Below are 20,512 nucleotides of genomic sequence, written 5' to 3' on the forward strand. Positions count from 1 at the left end.
GATGCTGCGCCCTGTGGCCAATTCTCATTGCGCCGGTGTAGCGGCGGCCTCAGCCCGGGGACGATAAATATCACGATAATGCGTTAATCGCTCCAGAAAGTACGGGCGGTACTGAGGTGGAATCTTATTCGTAATGACTTCCACATCGATCTCTTTCTTAAGCACCTCCACGTAGGCAACGGTGGATGCGGCCAGATCAACGTGATCCTCACTGTATTGGAGAATTAATTGTTCATAATCAACCATTTTCCCTCCTTGCTGCAAATTATTGCTATCTGAGAATAACGGATGTCATAAATTATCAATGGGTCATGTGTGCTATTTTTCAGAGAATGCTTAAGATTCGTGAGAGGGAACAAAGAATGCTTCTTCCCCCTCTTTTTGGGAAGAAACTAAAAGCCAGAATGAATGCTGGCGTATATTAAATAATTACACAGAGAATAGTTAGCCTTGTAATGCATATAATTCATTGTAATTGTTAAACAATATTAGCTAACACACAGAGAGAACAGAAACAGGATTGGCCTGTGACTTCGCTCACTGAGGAAGGCCATATTTCATCGCATCGCTGGCAGTGTAAGCCAGCAAACTGTATTCCTCCCTCATCATTTGGCTATCTGGCCGCCCTATACCTATATATGAATAGTATTAAGCATTCTGACTATGCGCCTATTGAATAAAATATCGACGATGTATCCTGCTTAAACGCCATACTCACTCTTGCCAAAACGCTGAAGCACAGAATAGTAATTTGTTACTCCCTTTTCATGTATGAAATACTATCTAAAGAACATAAAAAGCAAAGAAATATGCCCTATGCTAAACTGACAGCACAAACACCAACGGTATCAGCGTGAAATGACTTTTGTGGCTAAGAAATTTTTTAAGAAATTAACTGTACTGAACGATTTTATCAAACAGCATGGTAATGACCTCAGACATAAGATCCTGCTCCTTTCCGTTAAGAAACTGATGGCATCCAAACCCGCTCTGCGGGATATAAGCACAATCGCGATAATCATGCCGACAAAAGGAATTGGCGATGGCATCATTTTTTCCGGGCTGTACAAATACTTTAGCACGTTAGGGAAAAAGGTGTTTATTGTATGTTCAGAAAGGACGGCCTTTTTTTATGCAAAATCCCCCTACGTTTCTGGTGTTGTTACATACTCGGATGACATAAGCAGGAAAACGATAAAACAAATAACGGCAGAGAGAATCGACCTGGCGATAGACATGTATGGCGATGATCTGAGAACCCCGCAGAGAATTAGAACACTGTATGCGCTCATGCCTGAATATTCCGTTGCATTTAATGGCAACGGCATCAGCAGAGGATGTTTTTCACACACTATTGATTATAAAAAGCTTGATACACATTTAACTGACAGGGCTAATGCACTGTTTGATTTTTTAGGAAGTCCTAAAGAATCAATAAACTACACGCTTCCCCTGTCAGGCAGCAATGATGACGCTGCTCTGAATTTTCTGCAGCACGTAAAAGGAAAGAAAATCTGCTTCTCTCCGTTTGCTTCAAATTTCAACCGCAGCCTGTCGGCCGGAATGGCGACAGAAATTGCACAGAAACTCGCTGAGGCAGGCACCTCAGTAATCCTCATGGGCAGCGCAGAACAACTGCGTGAGATCAACGTCGAAAACAGCAAAGTGGTCAAACTGCCGGAAATGACGTTCTTTGATGCTTGCGCAGTCATTAAGGCATGTGACTTATTGCTCTCCGTGGATACCGCCTTTGTCCATGTTGGTAACGCCTTAAATAAGCCGTCTGTCACCCTGTATAACATGGAGATGTGGGACGATTTTACGATTAATATCGTTTTCGGGCCAAACTATGCTGATGCAACCAAAATAATTTCCGAAAGCTATCTCGTCCGGGACATCAATACAGAAGAGATCGTGAGTTCCGTGACCACCCGTCTTGCCGCTATGGAATAAGATAAGAATAATTGTGATGTGCCGTGTGCGCACATCACAACTTATACATATGCATATCCGTTAAGGTGCAAGAAATATTGCTCCGGGCTGAGTTACCACTGCGGCTTATTCAAAATATGGTCTTCCCAATCCATCACCTCACTTTCACGCACCGCCATAAAACGCACGGAAATACGCTGAGCATGCATTTTGGATTTAGACCCGCTAACCAGCGGATGCCATTCTGCCAGCGGCTTCCCTTCCAGGATCAACCGATAAGCGCAGGTCTGCGGCAGCCACTCGAAGGTGGTCATGTTTTCACGGGTGAGTTTGATGCAGTCCGGTTCATAGTCGAAGCGCCGCTCGTAGTTACGGCAGTCGCAGGTTTTGATGTTCAGCTGGTTGCAGGCCACGTTGGTGAAGTAGATTTCGTCCGTCTCTGCATCCATCAGCTTATGCAGGCAGCACTGGCCGCATCCGTCGCATAACGACTCCCATTCCTGATCGCTCATTTCATCCAGGGTTTTCTGCTGCCAGAAAGGTGTCGTATTCATCAGAGGTTACCTAAAGCCGGTGGGCGGGCCTGACTATATAGACGTTTTGGCGGCAGGATGCAAGTTTCTGTCCTTACCGGGCGCCATCGCCGCAGTAAGGACAAACACATCCTGCGTCAGATAACGCGGGTGGAAAGCGCGTTGGCATTAACGGAAACGGTCAGCATATCGCCGGAAACCAGCGGACCAACGCCCTGCGGCGTTCCGGTCAGAATGATGTCGCCGGCACGCAGGGTAAAGAAACGGCTCATGTAGCTGATCAACGGTACGATCTGGGTAATCATGTCGCGGGTGTTGCCCTGCTGGCGCAGTTCGCCATTGACGCTCAGGCTGATGTCCGCATTCTGCGCATCGCCAAATTCGGCTTCCGGAATAAAGCCGGAAATCGGACAGGAACCGTCAAACGCTTTCGCTTTTTCCCACGGCTGCCCCGCCTTTTTGCAGGCGCCCTGGATGTCACGCAGCGTCAGATCCAGAGCGACGCCAAACCCGGCAATGGCGCGCGCCACGCGATCTTCGCTGGCCTGCTTCAGCGGCGTGCCGATCAACACGGCTAACTCAACCTCGTGATGCACCGACCCCAGCCCTTTCGGAATGGCGACAGGCTGACGGAGATCGCAAAGCGCGGTTTCCGGCTTGATGAACAATACGGGTTCCGGTGCCTGGCTTCCGCCCATTTCACGAATGTGCTCGCTGTAGTTGCTGCCGACGCAAACGACTTTACTGACAGGAAGTTCAAGTAAAGTGCCCTGCCAGTCACGATGTTGATACATATGATGTCTCCTTCCGTCCGCCCGAACAACGGCGGCTCTGTTCATTAAATTCAGCGGGCAAGCCCGTCAGCCATCATGCCAACACTGATGGCGAAATAATATGAGCGGTTCCAGTGCATCAGCACCCTGAAGTTATCGTATACCATAAACGCCCGCCCCTGCGCGTCGTCCGGCAAAATGATCCACGCCCGCGCCTGTCCGGGTGGTACGGCCTGCGCGTCAGCCAACGTCACGCCGCGTCGCAGCCATGTTTCCGCATCCGCGCTCTGATCGTCGCGCAAACCGGCCAGCCGTTCATCGAACCCCGCCGGCAGACGAACCTCCTGCCCCCAGCGCTCACCGTTGCGCCAGCCTTCTGAAGCAAGGTAGTTTGCCGTGGAAGCGAAAACGTCGTTAACATTATTCCAGATGTCGATCCGCCCGTCTTCGTCGCCGTCCGCGCCATATTTGAGGAATGAGGCCGGCATGAACTGATTCTGCCCCATCGCACCGGCCCACGAGCCTTTCATCTGCTCGCGCCCGATGTGCCCGTCCTGCAGAATTTTCAGCGCAGCCATAAGCTGCCCGGTGAAGAACGCCTCGCGGCGGCCTTCAAACGCCAGCGTCGCCAGCGCGGAAATAACGTCTTCCTTCCCCGGCATCCGGCCGTAATAGCTCTCCAGCCCCCACAGCGTAACGATATACTGCGGCGGTACGCCATACTTCATACTGAGGGCGTTCAGCTTCGCCCGGTGCTGCTCTAACAAGACTCTGCCCCGTTCCAGCTTCTTCGCACTCAGCACCCGGGTCAGATAGTCGTCCAGCGTCAGCTTCTTTTCCGGTTGGTTTTTATCCTGGCTCACCACCCGTCCGACGAAATGAACGTCGGCAAAAGCGATGTCCACGGTACGCTGGCTGATGCCCTGCGCCAGCGCCTGCTGTTTCAGCCGCTCAACGTAAGCGGTAAACAGCGCGGGATCGCCTTGCTCCGCCGCGGCAACCTTCTCCTGAGGCCCGGCGGCAACAGCGGGCAATACCACGGCCCACAGGCACCCGGCCACCACCATGGCGGCATATGTGCGTTTCATCCTGCAATTCCCCAAAATCCATTGTTTTCAATCCGCCGCAGCGCGACGAACCGTACCATCTTCCATGTCTCGATGCATATTGCTGATACATTCATTGCAAATGCGTGACAAATATCACAATTTGCCACGTATCAGAGAGAAGACTTCGTTTGCCCGATATGCATCTTTAACAAGTCTTCCGGCGGCGGGGGTAACTGCAAATAATAACCCTGCTCGTTAATTGCGTTTTTTACTTTTTCAATATCCGCCGAAGCCAGTTTCTTTTTCCCGTCCAGCGACAAAATCATTGCCAACTGAGGTTTGCCGAAGCTTTTCAGTAATTCCTCCGGCACCCGGGAAAAGTCATCCTTCTTTTCGACATAAAGATAGGTTTGGTCACGTTTGGGGCTTCTATAGATCACACAAAGCATTTTTTCCACTCTAATTAATTCCGGCATCGACTTGCCTAGATATAAAGGGGACTATAACATGCTTAATGTACATCGGAATATCGACCGCTGAAGGATATTCCGGGGATTTAAAAGTTGCTGAAACCGAGTCAGGACAGATGTCACAATCGCCAATTGAGCTAAAAGGCAGCAGTTTTACCCTTTCGGTTGTTCATTTGCATAATTCACAACCCGAGGTCATACGACAGGCGCTGATAGAAAAAGTGGAGCAGGCTCCGGCTTTTCTGAAAAACGCCCCTGTCGTCGTTAACGTGTCAGGCCTCTCTGCCGAGGCTGAGTGGCATCAGTTGCAGCAGGCGATCACCGACGCCGGGCTGCATGTTATCGGAGTCAGCGGTTGCAGCGATGAAACCCAGAAGCGCGACGTCGTTCGTGCCGGACTGCCGCTGCTCAACGAGGGGAAAGGCGCGAAGCGAACCCCGCCGCCGCCGCAACCCGCGCCGCCGCCTAAAACCCGCATCATCGGTACGCCGGTTCGCTCCGGGCAGCAAATTTATGCCCGCGACTGCGATCTGATCGTCACCAGCAGCGTGAGCGCGGGCGCCGAGTTGATTGCTGACGGCAACATCCATATTTACGGCACCATGCGCGGGCGCGCGCTGGCCGGCGCAGGCGGCGATACGGGCAGCCAGATTTTTTGCACCAGCCTGGGTGCGGAGCTGGTCTCCATTGCCGGCCAATACTGGCTGAGCGACCAGATCCCTGAGAATTTTTTCGGGCACCCCGCCAGGCTCAGCCTGCGCGACAATGCCTTAACCATTCAATCTTTATACTAGGCCCTTCGACAAGGAATCCATTTCATGGCACGCATTATTGTTGTTACATCAGGTAAAGGGGGCGTTGGCAAAACTACGTCAAGCGCGGCCATTGCTACCGGATTAGCCCAGAAAGGTAAAAAGACCGTCGTCATCGACTTTGACATCGGTCTGCGTAACCTTGATCTCATCATGGGATGTGAACGTCGGGTGGTTTACGATTTCGTCAACGTCATTCAGGGCGATGCCACGCTGAACCAGGCGCTAATCAAGGATAAACGGACGGAAAACCTGTACATTCTGCCCGCCTCGCAGACCCGCGACAAAGATGCGCTGACGCATGAAGGCGTAGCCAAAGTGCTGGACGATCTGGCGACGATGCAATTCGATTTCGTCATCTGCGACTCGCCGGCCGGCATTGAAACCGGCGCCCTGATGGCGCTCTATTTCGCCGATGAGGCCATCATCACCACCAACCCTGAAGTGTCGTCGGTACGTGACTCTGACCGCATTCTCGGTATCCTGTCGTCCAAATCACGCCGCGCCGAGCAAGGCCAGGAGCCGATTAAGGAACACCTGCTGCTGACCCGTTACAACCCGGGCCGCGTCAGCCGCGGCGACATGCTCAGCATGGAAGATGTACTGGAAATTCTGCGCATTCCCCTTCTGGGCGTGATCCCGGAAAGCCAGTCCGTGCTGCGGGCCTCCAACCAGGGGGAACCGGTTATACTGGATAAAGAATCAGACGCAGGACAGGCTTATCAGGACACCGTCGATCGTCTGTTGGGTGAAGAGCGTCCGTTCCGTTTTGTTGAAGAAGAGAAGAAAGGCTTCCTGAAACGCCTGTTCGGGGGATAACCATGGCATTACTTGATTTTTTCCTGTCGCGCAAAAAAACGACAGCCAACATAGCCAAGGAACGGCTGCAAATCATCGTCGCGGAGCGACGCCGCAGCGACACTGAGCCGCATTATTTACCGCAGTTAAAGCGCGATATTTTGGACGTCATCTGTAAATACATTCAGATTGATCCGGAAATGGTAACCGTGCAGTTGGAACAAAAAGGAGATGATATCTCCGTTCTGGAACTTAACGTCACGCTACCGGAATCTGAAGAAGCCCCGAAATGATTCCGCACCACTGCAATATACCGTTCATCCCCCTATTCTTATAGGGGGAAACTGGATATATTCACAGTAACCTCTTGCCGGTTTTTTAATTTCCCACACATTTATCGAGTCATGATAAATAGTGCTGTATATTTCTCAGGGTGATTTTAAGATTAATCGCCGGGCATTATATAAAATAATATCGGCATTCATTCCTGCCTGAGGGAATAAACCAAGCGTGCGGTATCGAAAAATACCGCAACGGTAAGATTATAATTTATCCAGCGTGGCACGCAGCGCGTCGCCTAATAATGTTTCACGCCATCCTTGCAGCAGTTCAGGCTGCTCATTTTTACCCAGCCAGAACCAACTCAATACCTGATTAATTTGCCGCCGTGACGCGATCAGTTCGGCGGATAATCCGCTGCGCTGCGCGGCATTTTGCACTTCAGCTTTCAGCTCTTTAAACGCCCGTTTGTATTTGGGGTGATCGATAAGCCGTTCTTCCGCTTCCGGCCACTCAGACTCAGGCAACTCGCGCGCGGCATTAGCCAGGGCGACCAGCGTTTTGCCGTGATAGCGGATCTCCTGCCCGCTGATACCCAACTTGTCCAGCTCTCCCAGCGAGGTCGGCATATAGCGTGCTACCTGCCACAGATTTTCTTCACGCACGACGAAATTCACCGCCATATCCCGCTCACGCGCCTGCGTTAAGCGCCAGGCCGCCAGCGCCTTCAGGCACGCTAACTGACGGGTACGCAGTTGCCAAACGTTGCTGAAATCTTTATACGCCTCCTCCGGCTGCAAGACTTCACGACGGCGGCGGCAAATCATCCGGCACTCATCTTCCGCAGCCGCCATCCAGCCGGCTTCGCTCACCTGCTCAATGAGCTGCTGCGCCAACGGCAGCAAGTAGAACACATCCGCCGCGGCGTATACGCATTGCCTTTCCGTCAGTGGCCGGGCCAGCCAATCGGTGCGGGACTCACTCTTGTCCAGCGCAACGCCCAGATAGTCCTGCACCAGCGCAGCAAAGCCGGTAGACAGCGGACGCCCGGTAAACGCAGCCAGCACCTGCGTATCAATCATCGGCTCCGGCAACATCTGAAAATCGTGCAGGAAAACCTCCAGATCTTCGCTGCCGGCGTGCAGTAATTTGAGCACGTTCGGCGCTTTGAGCAGATGCGTGAAGGGTTGCCAGTCGGTGATGCCCAGCGGGTCAATCAGCGCCAGGGACTCACCGTCATACAGCTGAATCAGGCCCAACTGGGGGTAGTAGGTACGGGTGCGGACGAATTCGGTATCCAGCGCTACCCGGTCATAGTGACAGGCGCGCTCGCAGACTTCTTTCAGTTCATCGTTGGTGGTAATTAATTGATAATTCAAAATAGCGTTCTCATTGAGTATTACGCGCGCCATCGCGCGGAACAGCTTGTTTCGTTATGGATTTGTCACAGTATAAACAAAAACGCCGGTGTAAACCGGCGTTAAACGTTAAGCACAGCTAAAAAACAGCACCTTATGCTGCATTATCCTGCGATACCTGTTGTTCCTCCCGCAATTTACGCCGCAAAATCTTGCCGACGTTCGACTTGGGCAACTCATCGTAAAACTCTATCTTTTTCGGCACCTTATAGCCGGTGAGATGCAGACGGCAATGCGCCAGCAGCTCTTCGCGCGTCAGTGACGGATCTTTCTTCACCACGCAAATTTTCACCATTTCCCCCGACGCTTCGCTGGGCACGCCAATCGCCGCACACTCCAGCACTTTGTCATTCATGGAAACGACTTCTTCAATCTCATTGGGGTAGACGTTGAACCCAGACACCAGAATCATGTCTTTTTTACGATCCACGATGCGCAGGAAACCTTCGTCGTCCATTGTGACAACGTCACCTGTCGCCAGCCAACCATCGTGCAAAATATCATCCGTCGCTTCCGGGCGCTGCCAATATCCCAGCATCACCTGCGGCCCCCTGACCCACAGTTCCCCCGCTTCGCCATGCGGCACGTCATTGCCGTCATCGTCCACCATGCGGATATCCGTAGAAGGAACCGGCAGCCCGATGCTGCCGCTGTAGTGTTTGAGGTCGTAAGGGTTACCGGACACCAGCGGCGAACACTCCGTCAGCCCGTACCCTTCCAGCAGGTGTTTACCGGTCAATGATTCCCACTTCTCAGCCACGGAACGTTGTACCGACATGCCGCCGCCAACGGAAAGGCGCAGTGAAGAGAAGTCCAGCTCGCGGAAGTCTTCGTTGTTCAGCAGCGCGTTAAACAGGGTATTCACCCCGGTCAGCGCGGTAAACGGGTAGCGCGCCAGCTCTTTCACCATGCCGGGAATATCGCGGGGGTTGGTAATCAGCAGGCTGCTTCCGCCGAGTTCAATAAACAGCAGGCAGTTCACCGTCAGGGCAAAGATGTGATACAGCGGCAGCGCCGTTACCACCAGCTCATGGCCCACCTGAAGCAGCGAGCCGTATGCCGCCTTGGCCTGTACCAGGTTAGCCTGCATATTGCGGTGCGTCAGCATCGCGCCCTTGGCGACGCCGGTGGTTCCCCCGGTATATTGCAGGAAAGCCAGATCGTGATTGCTGATCTCAGGCTTGACATACTGTAAACGGCGGCCGCGCTGCAACGCGGCGCGAAATGAAATCGCGTCCGGCAGGTTATATTTCGGCACCAGCCGCTTGATGTATTTGACGACGAAGTTGACCAGCGTTGCCTTGACCGGCGCCAGCTGATCGCCCATCCGGGTCAGAATAACGTGCTTAACCCGGGTGTGATACACCACTTTTTCCAGCGTATGGGCGAAGTTAGAGACAATCACGATAGCGGCAGCACCGCTGTCGTTCAACTGGTGCTCCAGCTCACGCGGGGTGTAGAGCGGATTGACGTTCACAACGACCATGCCGGCGCGCAGAATGCCGAACAGCGCAATGGGGTATTGCAACAGATTCGGCATCATCAGGGCCACGCGATCCCCTTTTCTCAGGCCCAGCTCATTTTGCAGGTACGCCGCAAACGCCCGGCTGCGTTCTTCCAGCTTGCGGTACGTCATCACCTGCCCCATGTTGATGAAGGCGGGTTGATCGGCAAAACGCATGACGGATTGCTCAAACATCTCAACCAGAGAAGAATACTGATCCGGATCGATTTCTGCCGGAACATTGGAGGGATATCGTTTCAGCCAAACCTTTTCCAAGGTCTATCTCCTTTGATTATCGCCGGCATGCGACATGCCTGAACCGTAGCGCTGTTAATAAATGTCGTGATAAAACACTTTCAGTTAACAAAATTTTAACTCAGCGTACCAGTTTGCCAACAAACAATGTTCAGGTTGCGATGCGCGTCACTAAAAAAGCGCCGCTCCCGACGCAAAAAAATAAGGCGACGCGCACGCCGCCTTATAACAACGAATTTTTATTATTGCGTTACGTAAGTATGAATCTGTGCCGGGCCAGGGTTATACCAGCCCCAGCCGGGCCCCCAGTATGGCCCCCAGCCTTGCCCGTGCCATCCCGGCCCCGGTCCGTAGCCCCACGGGCCGGGCTGCGGCGGTAAAACCACCTGCTGGGCCAGGCGCCAACGCTGATAACCGCTGATGTCCAGCGTGACGTAGGTATACGGCGTTTGGCCGATCTTGCCGTCAACGCTGCCGGTGATTTTCCCCACCACCGTTACCAGACGGTTTTTGAAATCAACCGGGTCAAGGAACAACGGCGTTTTGGCTATCAGGCGTCCTTCCGAGGAACTGCCGAGGATCGGTCTGGCGCCTTCATCCAGAGGCGACACTGCAATCTCCAGCATCGTGCCCTCCTTCTGATTGACGACGTTTACCACCGTGCCGCCGAAACGGGCCTCCCAGCCGACAAAGCTTTGTGGCGACGCATGCACCCGCGCAAAATTCTGCTCGATATTTTGCGATGCGCCTTTGATGGAGTCCGGAACGGAAACACACCCCGTCAGCAGTAACGGGCCACTTAACGCAATCATGACAAACACGCTGCGAATCCGGGTAAACAGTGCCATGGTAAACCTCACAATGAGTGGCTTATCTTTTTGTTTGACCACATATTTTGGCAGAAGTTATTCGCGACCGGGTAATTTTTTCCAGGCAACCTCGTTACGCAGGTAAACCGGTTGGGCTTCCTCAACGGGCACACCGCCGTGTTGCCGCCACTGATGCAGCGCCAGCGGCAGCATGTCCTGCGCATCCGGCAAGCTTATCCGGCCATCGGTCAGGATGATCCCCGTCTCCGCCAACATCTCCGGATAGGTTTCCCACCCCGTACCCACTTTAGTCCAGGCTCCGCCGTCTGCCTGCGCAATAACGGCGGCCTGCTGCGGCGCCGTTACTTTTTCAGATTCCGCCCCGGACCACACACCGTCACCGTCGTGCTGAAACTCGCCCCAGTACACTTCGCCCATACGGGCGTCGATAGCGGCCAGCACCCGCCGGGCGCCGGAAACGCGGTAAGCGCCCTGCGCCATGGTCATCAGGGTAGAAACGCCGACCATCGGCAAATCCGCCCCCAACGCCAGCCCCTGGGCAATGCCGATGCCAATACGAACGCCGGTAAAGCTGCCGGGGCCGCGGCCAAACGCCAGCGCATCCAGTTGATTCAGCGTCAGCCCGCACTCCGCCAGCACCTGTTGCACCATCGGCAAAATGCGTTGGGTATGTTCGCGCGGGCAAATTTCAAATAACGAGTGAATTTCACCCTCATTCCAGATAGCAACGGAACAGGCTTCCGTTGCCGTATCAAGCGCTAAGATTCGCGTGGACATATTCACCTCGGGCGAAACCATAAAAAATAAACGGCGCGGATCATACCACAGGCCGCCGGTTCAGGGAGCCTGTTTCAGAAAGCGGATGGCCTGCTGTAAATCACGGGTACGCGGCGCGGGCGGCAGGCTGTTGAGGAACACGCCGCCGTACGGGCGCATGACCAGACGGTTGTCGCAGATGATCACCACGCCGCGATCCGACGTATCACGAATCAGGCGCCCTACGCCCTGCTTCAGGGTGATTACCGCCTCAGGGAGCTGCACGTCGTTGAACGGATCGCCGCCGCGCAGGCGGCAGTCGTCAATCCGCGCCTTCAGTAGCGGATCGTCCGGCGCAGTAAAGGGTAATTTGTCGATAATGACGCAGGAAAGCGCATCGCCCCGTACGTCCACGCCTTCCCAGAAACTGCCCGTCGCCACCAGCAAAGCATCGCCGGCGGCGATGAACTCCGCCAGCAGCCGGCTTTTGCTGGTTTCGCCCTGAACCAGCACCGGCAGCGTCATGGTGGCGCGAAACTCTTCCGCCAGCTCCCGCATCATGGCGTGGGAAGTACACAGGAAAAAGCAGCGCCCCCGGTTGGCTTCAATCACCGGTCTGAGCATACGCGCCAGTTGGCGCGCGCCGCCGGGCTGATTGGGGGACGGCAGATAACGCGGCACACACAGCAACGCCTGATGCTGGAAGTCGAACGGACTGGGCAGCAGCAGGCTCTTGGCTTCGTCCAGCCCAAGGCGGGAAGTAAAGTGGCTGACGTCGTCGTTCACCGCCAGCGTCGCCGACGTAAAAATCCAGGCGCCGGGTTTCTCTTTCATCACCTCAAGAAACTTGTCCGCCACCGTTAACGGCGTCAGCGCCAGAACGAAATGGCGCGCGCTGCACTCATACCAATAGCTGTAGCCCGGCACCGACACATCGCGCAGTCGCTTCAGGCGGTTGCGGTAAAGCGTGGCGCGTTCAAATGCGGCATCAAGCAACGCTGAACGTCCCAGCGACATCTTTATCACGTCATAGCACAGCTCAAGCGCGTCATCGAGCAGCACCAGGGCACGCTGTACCGGCTGTTGCTCCAGCACGTCCCGCAGGTTTCCGCGAAAGCCGGGGTCGCCCAGCGCCAGGCGGAAATCCTGCGCGCTCTGGCTCAGGCGATCTGCGCTTTTCTGCAACTGCGCCATATCACGGACTTCGGTGCGGTAAGCAATGGTGATGTCTTTCGCCAGATCCATCAGTTGGCGGCTGGAAAGCTGCTGACCAAAATATTGGCTGGCGATGTCCGGCAATTGATGGGCTTCGTCGAAAATCATCACCTGCGCATCCGGGATCAGCTCGCCGAAGCCCGTTTCCTTCACCACCAGATCGGCCAGAAAAAGATGATGGTTAACCACCACCAAATCAGCATCCATCGCCCGGCGACGGGCTTTCACCACGAAGCAGTCTTTGTATTGCGGGCAGTCGCTGCCCAGGCAGTTGTCGTTGGTACTGGTCACCAGCGGCCAGACCATGCTGTCTTCCGGCACTTCGCTGCAATTGCTGATATCGCCGTCGAGGGTCTGATGCGACCAGCCGTGCAGGCTGACCATCTCCGTCAGCATCTGACCGGCCAACTCGCCGCCCGTCATGCTCTGCTGCTCCAGACGTTCCAGGCAGAGATAGTTAGAGCGCCCCTTCAGGATGGCTACCTTGCCGCTGTAGGCAATGGCCGTCGTGACGGTCGGAAGATCGCGGGAATAGAGCTGATCCTGCAGCGCTTTGGAGCCGGTTGAAATGATTACTTTGGTGCCGGCGCGCAACGCCGGCACCAGATAGGCATAGGTTTTCCCCGTACCGGTTCCGGCTTCTACCACCAGTTCTTCTTTGCGACGGATAGCGCGGGAAACGGCCTGCGCCATCTCCTGCTGCGCGGCACGTGGCTTAAAACCGGGAATGGCCTTCGCCAGGGGGCCTTCGGGGGCAAAATCGTCAGTCACACAACCTCTCATACCTGCGTGGAAGCGCTGATTATGCCAATCCCCCCGGAGAGGGTCACTGTATTTCTGATAATGCGTTATCCGGCAGGATTCAGATTGCCACGGGTAATCGTGGTCAGCGGCAGGTTGATGTCGAACAGTTTGCAGCGGATGTCCTGAGCGCCCATCTCCGCCACGCGCTTGCTGTGCATAGTGGCATAACGTTCCGCGCTGGCTTTGTCGGCGAAAAGATAGATGCCGCCGGCCTCTCCGGCCTGCTCATTTTCAGTCCAGATTTTGGAAATAAACCCCTCTTCTTCAGTGATGCTTTGCGCCAGAGGAACGGCCATCTGCGACAGGTTTTCGCCCAGCATCTCCGCCGGCATTTTAAAATCGATTTGCAGTAATACGGTCATTTTCAGCTCCTTCTATCGTCTTTATTGTCATAATGGGTCCATAATCCCGCCATACTTAATTCTACGGAATAATAATCAGATATAATGCCGTCAGAACACGTATGTGATAAAACTCGTGAATATTACCACATTATTTTTTCCGGGATTCGAAAGTTCGGGTTACGGAACCAACCTAAGGAGTGACTTATGTCCATTGAACGTATCGACCCTGAAGCCCGCTGGTCCGATGCCACCGTATTTAATGACACCATCTATTATACCAGCGTCCCCGACAATCTGGACGCCGACGCCACGGCGCAAACGGCTAACGCCCTGGCCGCCGTCGACATGATTCTCGCCCGCCTGGGCAGTAATAAAACGCGGATACTCGACGCCACCATTTTCCTGGCGGATAAAGCCGATTTCGCCGCCATGAATGCAGCATGGGATGCCTGGGTGCCGGAAGGGAAAGCGCCGGTGCGCTGCACGGTGCAGGCGGCGTTGATGAACCCGCGTTATAAGGTAGAAATCAAGATTATTGCCGCACGCTGATCCCAGGCCGCGGATGGTGGTTTACATCCGCGGCCTGCGCTGGCGCCGTTATGCCAGCTTAATCATGACCATTCCCAGCAGCAGCAGAATAAGGCCGGCCCAACCTTTGTAGTTCAGACGCTGACCGAACAGGATCCAGCCTGCGGCTACGGTCGCGGCAATACCGAATCCGCCCCACAGAGCATACGCCACGGACAGCTCAATGCCCTTCACCGCCTGTGCCAGCGCGCTGAACGCGGCCAGCACTGCCGCCAGGGACAACAGCCCCAGCCACACGCGACGGAAACCATCCGACATTTTCAGGAAGATATTCGCAATAATTTCCAGCACCACGGCCAGCATCAGCCAGGCGATGTGGAACCATTCCAACTGTTGCATACATCACCCCGTTAAGCCGTCGCCAGCTTCTGTTTGCCGGACGCTCGCGTCTTGACCGTACCGGACTTCACCAGGGCGATACCTGCGACCAGCGTCGCCAGACCCAACAACTTCATCGGCGACATGCTTTCGCCGAACCACATCACGCTGAACAACGTAATGAACAGAATGCCGATGCCTTCCCACAGCGCATACGCGACGCCCAGCGCCACGCGCTTCACGGCGAAAGACAGCAGAATATACGACAGGGTAATCATCGCCAGCATCACGATATTGCCGCTCATGCCGCCGCTGAGGCTGGCCCACTTCATCGACAGGGTGCCAATAATCTCCGCCGCGATCGCACAGGCCAAAAAGATCCAATAAATCATTTTTCTCTCCATACAGCTTAATTTGTTGCTTAACCCGTCGTTTCCATCATTTTTTCATTCTGGAGGCATGCAAAAAGGCAGCCGTCTGGTGACGGAAAACAAAAATCCCCTTCCGGACGAAGCAAATCAAACGGGTTGTAATAAACGTTCAGTCAGGAAAAAAACCGGTAACAGGGCGCTTTCCCGCTGAGCGGAAACAAGTAAGGAGAGTGGGGCTAAAGCTCGCCGGACCAGTGTTGCTCACTGGAAAGTGAAGTGGAGACGTATAACAGAAATGCAGAGGTTTTAATCTTCATCAGATTTGTTGTTTTCATAATATTCACATCTTCCCCCCGTACTCACATTTTCCGTACGGTTTGTTCAGTGTCCTCATTTAGCGTTAATTTCTGTGATAAGTTGTATCACAGCCCATTTTATTAAGCAAACCGCTTTATTTGAAGTTTTCAATAAAAAATCACTATATATAAGCAAGTTAGCTGGATAAAACAAAAAAGCCACCGCAACGGGTGGCTAATATTTTTTGTCGCTTCAACGGGTTAGCAATGTCCTGCCATAACCCGTTTGCATAACTAACGCATTTTCAACGCATTAAAATAGCGCGAAAAAAAATTAGTTCTGCGCGCCGGCAACCGCTTCACGCGCCAGCTCGGTAATCCGCGCGTAGTCGCCGCTTTCCAGCGCATCCGCCGGAACCAACCAGGAACCGCCGATACACAGCACGCTCTTCAGCGCCAGGTAGTCACGATAGTTTTTCGGGCTGATGCCGCCGGTCGGGCAGAAACGGATCTGCGAGAACGGACCGGCAATCGCCTGCAACGCCTTCACGCCGCCGTTGGCTTCCGCCGGGAAAAATTTGAACTCTTTCAGGCCGTAGTCCATTCCCAGCATCAGCTCGGAAACGGTGCTGATGCCCGGGATCAGCGGAATAGTACCGGCAGTGGCGGCTTTCAGCAGATCGGCGGTCAGGCCGGGGCTGATGGCGAACTGCGCGCCGGCGGCCGTGACTTCCGCTAACTGGGCGGCATTGGTCACCGTACCCGCGCCGATAATCGCATCCGGCACTTCCTGCGCGATTTTACGGATAGCGTCCAGCGCGCACGGCGTACGCAGCGTCACTTCCAGCACGCGCACGCCGCCGGCAACCAGCGCTTTCGCCAGCGGAACCGCATGTTCCAGTTTGTTGATCACGATAACCGGAACGACCGGGCCGGCGGTCAGAATGGATTCTGCACTGACTTTCCAATTTTTCATTTGCTTGTTGTCTCCGCGATGCCTGTTCAGGCAGGGTTAGTATCAGGTCGGGGAAAGCGCGGCGACATCAGCGCTTTCCCCCTGTCGGTTACGAATAGAAACGGATGCAGCTGGCCCCTTCTTCGGCGCCGGAGAGCTGTTCACGCAGTGCGCCAAACAACTCACGACCGGAACCGTCATGCAGGGCGGACAAATCGGGATGAACAATGTCACGCTGCGCCAGCTCAGCCTCGTCCACCAGCAGCGTCAGCTCGCCGGTAACGCCGTTGACGCGAATCATGTCGCCATCGCGCACCTTCGCCAGCAGCCCGCCGGAGTAGGCTTCCGGCGTGACGTGAATGGCGGAGGGCACTTTGCCCGAGGCGCCGGACAAACGCCCGTCCGTCACCAGCGCAACCTTGAAGCCGCGATCCATCAGTACGCCCAGCGGCGGCATCAGCTTATGCAGTTCCGGCATGCCGATAGCGCGCGGCCCCTGATAGCGCACCACCACGATGCAGTCTTTGTCCAGCTTGCCGGCTTCGAACGCGGGCACCACGTCGTGCTGACTGTGGAATACCACCGCAGGCGCTTCAACAATCTGATAATCCTGCGGCACCGCCGAGGTTTTCATCACAGCCCGGCCCAGATTGCCGGAGAGCACCTTCGTGCCGCCGTGCGTTTCGAACGGCGCGTCAACAGAAGCGATAACCTTGTCGTCGAACGACGTTTGCGGCCCTTCGCGGTAAACCAGCTCGCCATTCTCGAGGAACGGCTCCTGGGTGTAGCGTTGCAGGCCGTGACCCGCCACGGTGTCTACGTCTTCATGCAGCAATCCGCCTTTCAGCAGTTCGCGCACCAGCAGCGCCACCCCGCCGGCAGCCTGGAAGTGGTTAATATCCGCCGGGCCGTTGGGATAAATACGGCACAGCAACGGCACCACGCTGGAAAGCTCGGAGAAGTCATCCCAGTTAACATTGATGCCTGCCGCGCGCGCCATCGCCACCAGATGCATGGTGTGGTTGGTAGAACCACCGGTCGCCAACAGGGCCACGATGCCGTTCACCACCACTTTTTCATCTACCATGCGTCCGACCGGCAGATAGTTGCCGCTGCTTTCCGTCATACGCGTAACCTGACGCGCTGCCGCATCGGTCAGCGCTGCACGCAGCGGCGATTCCGGCTGCACGAAAGAGGAACCGGGCAGATGCAGACCCATCACCTCCACCACCATCTGGTTGGAGTTGGCCGTGCCGTAGAAGGTGCAGGTGCCGGCGGTATGATAGGACGCGGCTTCCGCCTCCAGCAGGGCATCACGCCCTACTTTTCCTTCCGCATACAGCTGGCGCACGCGCACTTTTTCTTTGTTCGGCAAACCGCTGGGCATCGGCCCTGCCGGTACGAACAGCGTCGGCAAATGGCCGAAAGACATTGCCGCCATAAACAGACCGGGGACAATTTTGTCGCAGACGCCCAGATACAGGGCGCCGTCGAACATGTTGTGTGACAACCCAACAGCGGCCGACATGGCGATCACTTCACGGCTCATCAGTGAAAGTTCCATGCCGTCCTGCCCCTGAGTTACCCCGTCGCACATGGCGGGAACGCCGGCGGCAACCTGGCCGACCGCGCCGACGGCATGCAGCGCGTCCTTGATTTGCTGCGGGTACGTCTCATAAGGCTGGTGCGCCGAAAGCATATCGTTGTAAGACGTCACGATACCGATATTGCTTTTCAGCATACTTTTCAGCGAGGCCTTATCGTCCTGACCGCAGGCGGCGAAGCCGTGGGCCAGGTTGCCGCAGGAAAGCTGGGAACGGTGCACCTTCTTGCTGCGCGCATGCTCGATTTTCGCCAGATAGGCGGCACGGCTGTCGCGGGAGCGCTCAATAATGCGTTGCGTAACTCGGGATACTGTTGGGTTCATTTGCTGCCTCTATGCCGTCCAGTAGACGTCGACCGGAACCTGTGCCTGATGCAGCACGCTCCGGACCGGCATCTCATTCACGTCCTGCCCCTGCATGGCGCGTTCATAAACCTCGCGCTTGCCGCTACCCGTCAGATGCAGGTAGATATGGCGACTGTTCAACAGGGCCGGAAGTGTCAGGGTGATGCGATCGAGCGGCGCGGTCAGCGGGGTCATTCCCATGCAGACGCGGCCGGAGTCCATCGCCAGGGCCGGATACAGGTTCTCTGCTCCGGGGAAAAGTGAAGCGGTGTGTCCGTCGTCGCCCATGCCGAGAATGACCACGTCAAACGGCCGCGCAATGGCCTGCAGCGCGCGCTCCGTTTCTGCCGCGCCGTCAAACGGCGTGGCCTTATCATTCTTCAGGCCGATAAAGTTCGCCTGCGCCGCGTGCCCTTTCAGCAGATGTTCGCGCACCAGCTTTTCGTTGCTGGCGTCATCTTCAGGGCCGACCCAGCGTTCATCGGCAAGGGTAATGGTGACGTTGTTCCACGGGATTGTTTGCTGCGTTAACGCCTCAAACAATCCCAGCGGCGTACGGCCGCCTGAAACCACCAGGCTGGCGTAACCGCGGGCCCCGATACCCTGCTTCAGGGTCCGGGCGATTTCATCGGCGAACTGCGCATTCAGTGCGGCAGCGCCGGAAAATTCAGTAAATTTCGTCATGTCGCTTCCTTCAAACCGGTGCGGGGATGAGGCGCCGGGCCTCATCCCCCTGCGTTTATTCGAACTCGTTCCAGGAGCGCCCGTCGCGGGTAATCATCGCCACAGAGGCAACCGGCCCCCAGGTGCCTGCCTGATACGGCTTCGGCGGCTCATTGTCGTTAGTCCAGGCGTCCATGATAGAGTCCACCCACTTCCAGGCCTCTTCCACTTCGTCACGGCGCACGAACAGCGCCTGGATCCCACGCATGGTCTCCAGCAGCAGACGCTCATAGGCATCGGCCAGGTGCTCCTGGTGGAAGGTGTCGGAGAAGCTCAGGTCCAGCTTGGTGGTTTGCAGACGATGCTTGTGCTCCAGCCCCGGCACCTTGTTCAGAATATCAACCCTGACCCCTTCATCCGGCTGCAGGCGGATGGTCAGCTTGTTTTGCGGCAGATGGGTATAGGAGTCGCGGAACAGGTTCAGCGGCGGGTTTTTGAAGTAGATAACCACTTCGGAACATTTGGTCGGCAGGCGTTTACCGGTGCGCAGGTAGAACGGCACGCCGGCCCAGCGCCAGTTGTCGATGTCCACGCGGATAGCGACAAACGTTTCGGTGTGGCTGCTCTTATTCGCGCCCTCTTCTTCCAGATAGCCGGGGACTTTTTTGCCCTGAACGAAGCCGGAGGTGTACTGCCCGCGCACCGTGGTTTCACGCACGTTGCTCTGATCGATGCGGCGCAGCGAACGCAGCACCTTCACTTTTTCGTCACGGATACGGTCGGTGGTTAAATCCGCCGGCGGCGACATGGCGATCATCGTCAGGATTTGCAACAGGTGGTTCTGAATCATGTCGCGCATCTGGCCGGCCTGATCAAAATAACCCCAGCGCCCTTCGATGCCCACTTCTTCGGCCACGGTGATCTGCACGTGGTCGATCATGCTGTTGTCCCAGTTATTGGAGAACAGCGAGTTGGCGAAGCGCAGCGCCAGCAGGTTAAGTACGGTTTCTTTGCCCAGATAGTGGTCGATGCGGTACACCTGGGATTCGTCGAAGAACTTGGCGACCTGATTGTTGATGACCTGAGATGAGGCTAAATCGGTGCCCAGCGGTTTTTCCATCACAATACGGCTGGGCTCTTTGTTCAGCCCGGCAGCACCCAGTCCTTCACAGATGGCGCCGAACGTGCTGGGCGGCATGGCGAAATAGTTGATGGTAACGCGATTTTTTTGATCCAGCAGCTTAGCCAGATTTTTAAAATGCGCGGTATCGTTGACGTCGAGGTTACAGAATTCCAGGCGGGCGCTGAGCGTTTCCCATAACGCGTCATCCACCTTCTCTTTCATGAACGTATCCAGCGCCTCTTTGACGACCTTGGTATACGCCGCCTTATCCCAGTCGGCACGGCCGACGCCGATAATGCGTGTATCCGGATGGATATGCCCGGCTTTCTCCAGTTGGTACAGGGAAGGCAGCAGTTTCCGGCGGGCTAAATCCCCCTTCGCGCCGAAAATCACCAGGTCACAGGCCTGAGCTGTTGACGTAACCGCCATGTTCATCTCCTCGTTGCAGGATGTTTGTAATTTTATTACACAATGAATG

Annotated in this window: 22 protein-coding genes; 5 read left to right on the plus strand and 17 right to left on the minus strand. The window is 55.3% G+C overall.

Annotated elements, in window-relative coordinates:
- Positions 1-24: 24 nt before the first annotated feature.
- Positions 25-246: a DNA polymerase III subunit theta gene (locus C8D90_RS03875; RefSeq protein ID WP_115457067.1), complete on the minus strand. Its 222-nt coding sequence runs from the start codon at positions 244-246 to the stop codon at positions 25-27.
- A gap of 621 nt (positions 247-867) precedes the next feature.
- Here C8D90_RS03875 and C8D90_RS03880 point away from each other — a divergent pair.
- Positions 868-1,953, plus strand: coding sequence for a glycosyltransferase family 9 protein (locus tag C8D90_RS03880; RefSeq protein ID WP_162844352.1), 1,086 nt, complete (start codon positions 868-870; stop codon positions 1,951-1,953).
- A 92-nt stretch (positions 1,954-2,045) separates the two neighbouring features.
- Here C8D90_RS03880 and C8D90_RS03885 read toward each other — a convergent pair whose 3' ends face one another.
- From C8D90_RS03885 to C8D90_RS03900, 4 genes are all read right to left on the minus strand, one after another.
- Positions 2,046-2,486 (minus strand): YcgN family cysteine cluster protein, encoded by a 441-nt coding sequence (locus C8D90_RS03885; protein WP_115457069.1) that lies wholly within the window; start codon positions 2,484-2,486, stop codon positions 2,046-2,048.
- A gap of 116 nt (positions 2,487-2,602) precedes the next feature.
- On the minus strand, positions 2,603-3,259 hold the full coding sequence (locus C8D90_RS03890; protein ID WP_115457070.1) for a fumarylacetoacetate hydrolase family protein: 657 nt from the start codon (positions 3,257-3,259) through the stop codon (positions 2,603-2,605).
- A 50-nt stretch (positions 3,260-3,309) separates the two neighbouring features.
- A complete protein-coding gene (locus C8D90_RS03895) occupies positions 3,310-4,326 on the minus strand; it encodes a lytic murein transglycosylase (RefSeq protein WP_115457071.1) in 1,017 nt (338 codons plus the stop codon).
- A gap of 131 nt (positions 4,327-4,457) precedes the next feature.
- Positions 4,458-4,736, minus strand: a complete 279-nt coding sequence (locus C8D90_RS03900; RefSeq protein WP_115457270.1) for a YcgL domain-containing protein — start codon at positions 4,734-4,736, stop codon at positions 4,458-4,460.
- Between the two features lie 137 nt (positions 4,737-4,873).
- Here C8D90_RS03900 and minC point away from each other — a divergent pair, with 137 nt between their 5' ends.
- The 3 genes from minC to minE are packed head-to-tail and all read left to right on the plus strand — an operon-like array spanning position 4,874 to position 6,660.
- The gene (gene minC / locus C8D90_RS03905) at positions 4,874-5,551 is read left to right on the plus strand and encodes a septum site-determining protein MinC (protein ID WP_115457271.1); all 678 of its coding nucleotides are present in this window, start codon (positions 4,874-4,876) and stop codon (positions 5,549-5,551) included.
- Positions 5,552-5,575: 24 nt separating this feature from the next.
- Positions 5,576-6,388, plus strand: coding sequence for a septum site-determining protein MinD (gene minD / locus C8D90_RS03910; RefSeq protein WP_115457072.1), 813 nt, complete (start codon positions 5,576-5,578; stop codon positions 6,386-6,388).
- 2 nt (positions 6,389-6,390) lie between these two features.
- Positions 6,391-6,660, plus strand: coding sequence for a cell division topological specificity factor MinE (gene minE, locus C8D90_RS03915; protein ID WP_115457073.1), 270 nt, complete (start codon positions 6,391-6,393; stop codon positions 6,658-6,660).
- Positions 6,661-6,909: 249 nt separating this feature from the next.
- Here the strand turns inward: minE and rnd are convergent, their stop codons facing one another.
- The 6 genes from rnd to C8D90_RS03945 all read right to left on the minus strand — a co-directional run bounded on the left by rnd (position 6,910) and on the right by C8D90_RS03945 (position 13,790).
- Complete coding sequence (rnd, locus tag C8D90_RS03920; protein WP_147291316.1) at positions 6,910-8,025, minus strand: ribonuclease D; 1,116 nt, start codon at positions 8,023-8,025, stop codon at positions 6,910-6,912.
- A gap of 133 nt (positions 8,026-8,158) precedes the next feature.
- Positions 8,159-9,844: a long-chain-fatty-acid--CoA ligase FadD gene (gene fadD, locus C8D90_RS03925; protein WP_115457075.1), complete on the minus strand. Its 1,686-nt coding sequence runs from the start codon at positions 9,842-9,844 to the stop codon at positions 8,159-8,161.
- A 221-nt stretch (positions 9,845-10,065) separates the two neighbouring features.
- The gene (locus C8D90_RS03930; RefSeq protein ID WP_115457076.1) at positions 10,066-10,671 is read right to left on the minus strand and encodes a Slp family lipoprotein; all 606 of its coding nucleotides are present in this window, start codon (positions 10,669-10,671) and stop codon (positions 10,066-10,068) included.
- A 57-nt stretch (positions 10,672-10,728) separates the two neighbouring features.
- Entirely contained in the window at positions 10,729-11,430 is a 702-nt protein-coding gene (tsaB, locus tag C8D90_RS03935) for a tRNA (adenosine(37)-N6)-threonylcarbamoyltransferase complex dimerization subunit type 1 TsaB (protein ID WP_115457272.1), read from the minus strand.
- Positions 11,431-11,490: 60 nt separating this feature from the next.
- Positions 11,491-13,395 (minus strand): ATP-dependent DNA helicase, encoded by a 1,905-nt coding sequence (locus C8D90_RS03940; RefSeq protein ID WP_115457077.1) that lies wholly within the window; start codon positions 13,393-13,395, stop codon positions 11,491-11,493.
- Between the two features lie 77 nt (positions 13,396-13,472).
- Entirely contained in the window at positions 13,473-13,790 is a 318-nt protein-coding gene (locus tag C8D90_RS03945; protein WP_115457078.1) for a monooxygenase, read from the minus strand.
- Between the two features lie 186 nt (positions 13,791-13,976).
- Here C8D90_RS03945 and C8D90_RS03950 point away from each other — a divergent pair, with 186 nt between their 5' ends.
- Positions 13,977-14,321, plus strand: coding sequence for a RidA family protein (locus C8D90_RS03950; RefSeq protein WP_115457079.1), 345 nt, complete (start codon positions 13,977-13,979; stop codon positions 14,319-14,321).
- Positions 14,322-14,369: 48 nt separating this feature from the next.
- Here the strand turns inward: C8D90_RS03950 and mdtI are convergent, their stop codons facing one another.
- The 6 genes from mdtI to zwf form a co-directional block, all read right to left on the minus strand.
- Complete coding sequence (gene mdtI / locus C8D90_RS03955; RefSeq protein WP_115457080.1) at positions 14,370-14,699, minus strand: multidrug/spermidine efflux SMR transporter subunit MdtI; 330 nt, start codon at positions 14,697-14,699, stop codon at positions 14,370-14,372.
- Between the two features lie 11 nt (positions 14,700-14,710).
- Positions 14,711-15,070, minus strand: a complete 360-nt coding sequence (gene mdtJ, locus C8D90_RS03960) for a multidrug/spermidine efflux SMR transporter subunit MdtJ (protein ID WP_115457081.1) — start codon at positions 15,068-15,070, stop codon at positions 14,711-14,713.
- Between the two features lie 609 nt (positions 15,071-15,679).
- Entirely contained in the window at positions 15,680-16,321 is a 642-nt protein-coding gene (locus C8D90_RS03965) for a bifunctional 4-hydroxy-2-oxoglutarate aldolase/2-dehydro-3-deoxy-phosphogluconate aldolase (protein ID WP_115457082.1), read from the minus strand.
- A gap of 88 nt (positions 16,322-16,409) precedes the next feature.
- A complete protein-coding gene (gene edd, locus C8D90_RS03970; protein WP_115457083.1) occupies positions 16,410-18,227 on the minus strand; it encodes a phosphogluconate dehydratase in 1,818 nt (605 codons plus the stop codon).
- Positions 18,228-18,236: 9 nt separating this feature from the next.
- Positions 18,237-18,932 carry a 6-phosphogluconolactonase gene (pgl, locus tag C8D90_RS03975; RefSeq protein ID WP_115457084.1) on the minus strand — a complete coding sequence of 232 codons (696 nt, stop codon included), beginning with the start codon at positions 18,930-18,932 and terminating at the stop codon, positions 18,237-18,239.
- A 55-nt stretch (positions 18,933-18,987) separates the two neighbouring features.
- A complete protein-coding gene (gene zwf, locus C8D90_RS03980) occupies positions 18,988-20,463 on the minus strand; it encodes a glucose-6-phosphate dehydrogenase (RefSeq protein ID WP_115457085.1) in 1,476 nt (491 codons plus the stop codon).
- Positions 20,464-20,512 lie beyond the last annotated feature (49 nt).

The sequence above is a fragment of the Enterobacillus tribolii genome, from assembly GCF_003363015.1.
In the GTDB taxonomy this organism is placed as follows: Bacteria; Pseudomonadota; Gammaproteobacteria; order Enterobacterales; family Enterobacteriaceae; genus Enterobacillus; species Enterobacillus tribolii.

What these genes read in the sequence shown, in the direction of transcription:
- C8D90_RS03965 (WP_115457082.1), bottom strand. Translation starts at nt 16,321, where the DNA reads ATGAAAAATTGGAAAGTCAGTGCAGAATCCATTCTGACCGCCGGCCCG.
- C8D90_RS03890 (WP_115457070.1), bottom strand. Translation starts at nt 3,259, where the DNA reads ATGTATCAACATCGTGACTGGCAGGGCACTTTACTTGAACTTCCTGTC.
- C8D90_RS03900 (WP_115457270.1), bottom strand. Translation starts at nt 4,736, where the DNA reads ATGCTTTGTGTGATCTATAGAAGCCCCAAACGTGACCAAACCTATCTT.
- C8D90_RS03930 (WP_115457076.1), bottom strand. Translation starts at nt 10,671, where the DNA reads ATGGCACTGTTTACCCGGATTCGCAGCGTGTTTGTCATGATTGCGTTA.
- minE (WP_115457073.1), top strand. Translation starts at nt 6,391, where the DNA reads ATGGCATTACTTGATTTTTTCCTGTCGCGCAAAAAAACGACAGCCAAC.
- minC (WP_115457271.1), top strand. Translation starts at nt 4,874, where the DNA reads ATGTCACAATCGCCAATTGAGCTAAAAGGCAGCAGTTTTACCCTTTCG.
- tsaB (WP_115457272.1), bottom strand. Translation starts at nt 11,430, where the DNA reads ATGTCCACGCGAATCTTAGCGCTTGATACGGCAACGGAAGCCTGTTCC.
- C8D90_RS03945 (WP_115457078.1), bottom strand. Translation starts at nt 13,790, where the DNA reads ATGACCGTATTACTGCAAATCGATTTTAAAATGCCGGCGGAGATGCTG.
- pgl (WP_115457084.1), bottom strand. Translation starts at nt 18,932, where the DNA reads ATGACGAAATTTACTGAATTTTCCGGCGCTGCCGCACTGAATGCGCAG.
- zwf (WP_115457085.1), bottom strand. Translation starts at nt 20,463, where the DNA reads ATGGCGGTTACGTCAACAGCTCAGGCCTGTGACCTGGTGATTTTCGGC.
- C8D90_RS03875 (WP_115457067.1), bottom strand. Translation starts at nt 246, where the DNA reads ATGGTTGATTATGAACAATTAATTCTCCAATACAGTGAGGATCACGTT.
- minD (WP_115457072.1), top strand. Translation starts at nt 5,576, where the DNA reads ATGGCACGCATTATTGTTGTTACATCAGGTAAAGGGGGCGTTGGCAAA.
- C8D90_RS03950 (WP_115457079.1), top strand. Translation starts at nt 13,977, where the DNA reads ATGTCCATTGAACGTATCGACCCTGAAGCCCGCTGGTCCGATGCCACC.
- edd (WP_115457083.1), bottom strand. Translation starts at nt 18,227, where the DNA reads ATGAACCCAACAGTATCCCGAGTTACGCAACGCATTATTGAGCGCTCC.
- C8D90_RS03895 (WP_115457071.1), bottom strand. Translation starts at nt 4,326, where the DNA reads ATGAAACGCACATATGCCGCCATGGTGGTGGCCGGGTGCCTGTGGGCC.
- mdtJ (WP_115457081.1), bottom strand. Translation starts at nt 15,070, where the DNA reads ATGATTTATTGGATCTTTTTGGCCTGTGCGATCGCGGCGGAGATTATT.
- C8D90_RS03885 (WP_115457069.1), bottom strand. Translation starts at nt 2,486, where the DNA reads ATGAATACGACACCTTTCTGGCAGCAGAAAACCCTGGATGAAATGAGC.
- mdtI (WP_115457080.1), bottom strand. Translation starts at nt 14,699, where the DNA reads ATGCAACAGTTGGAATGGTTCCACATCGCCTGGCTGATGCTGGCCGTG.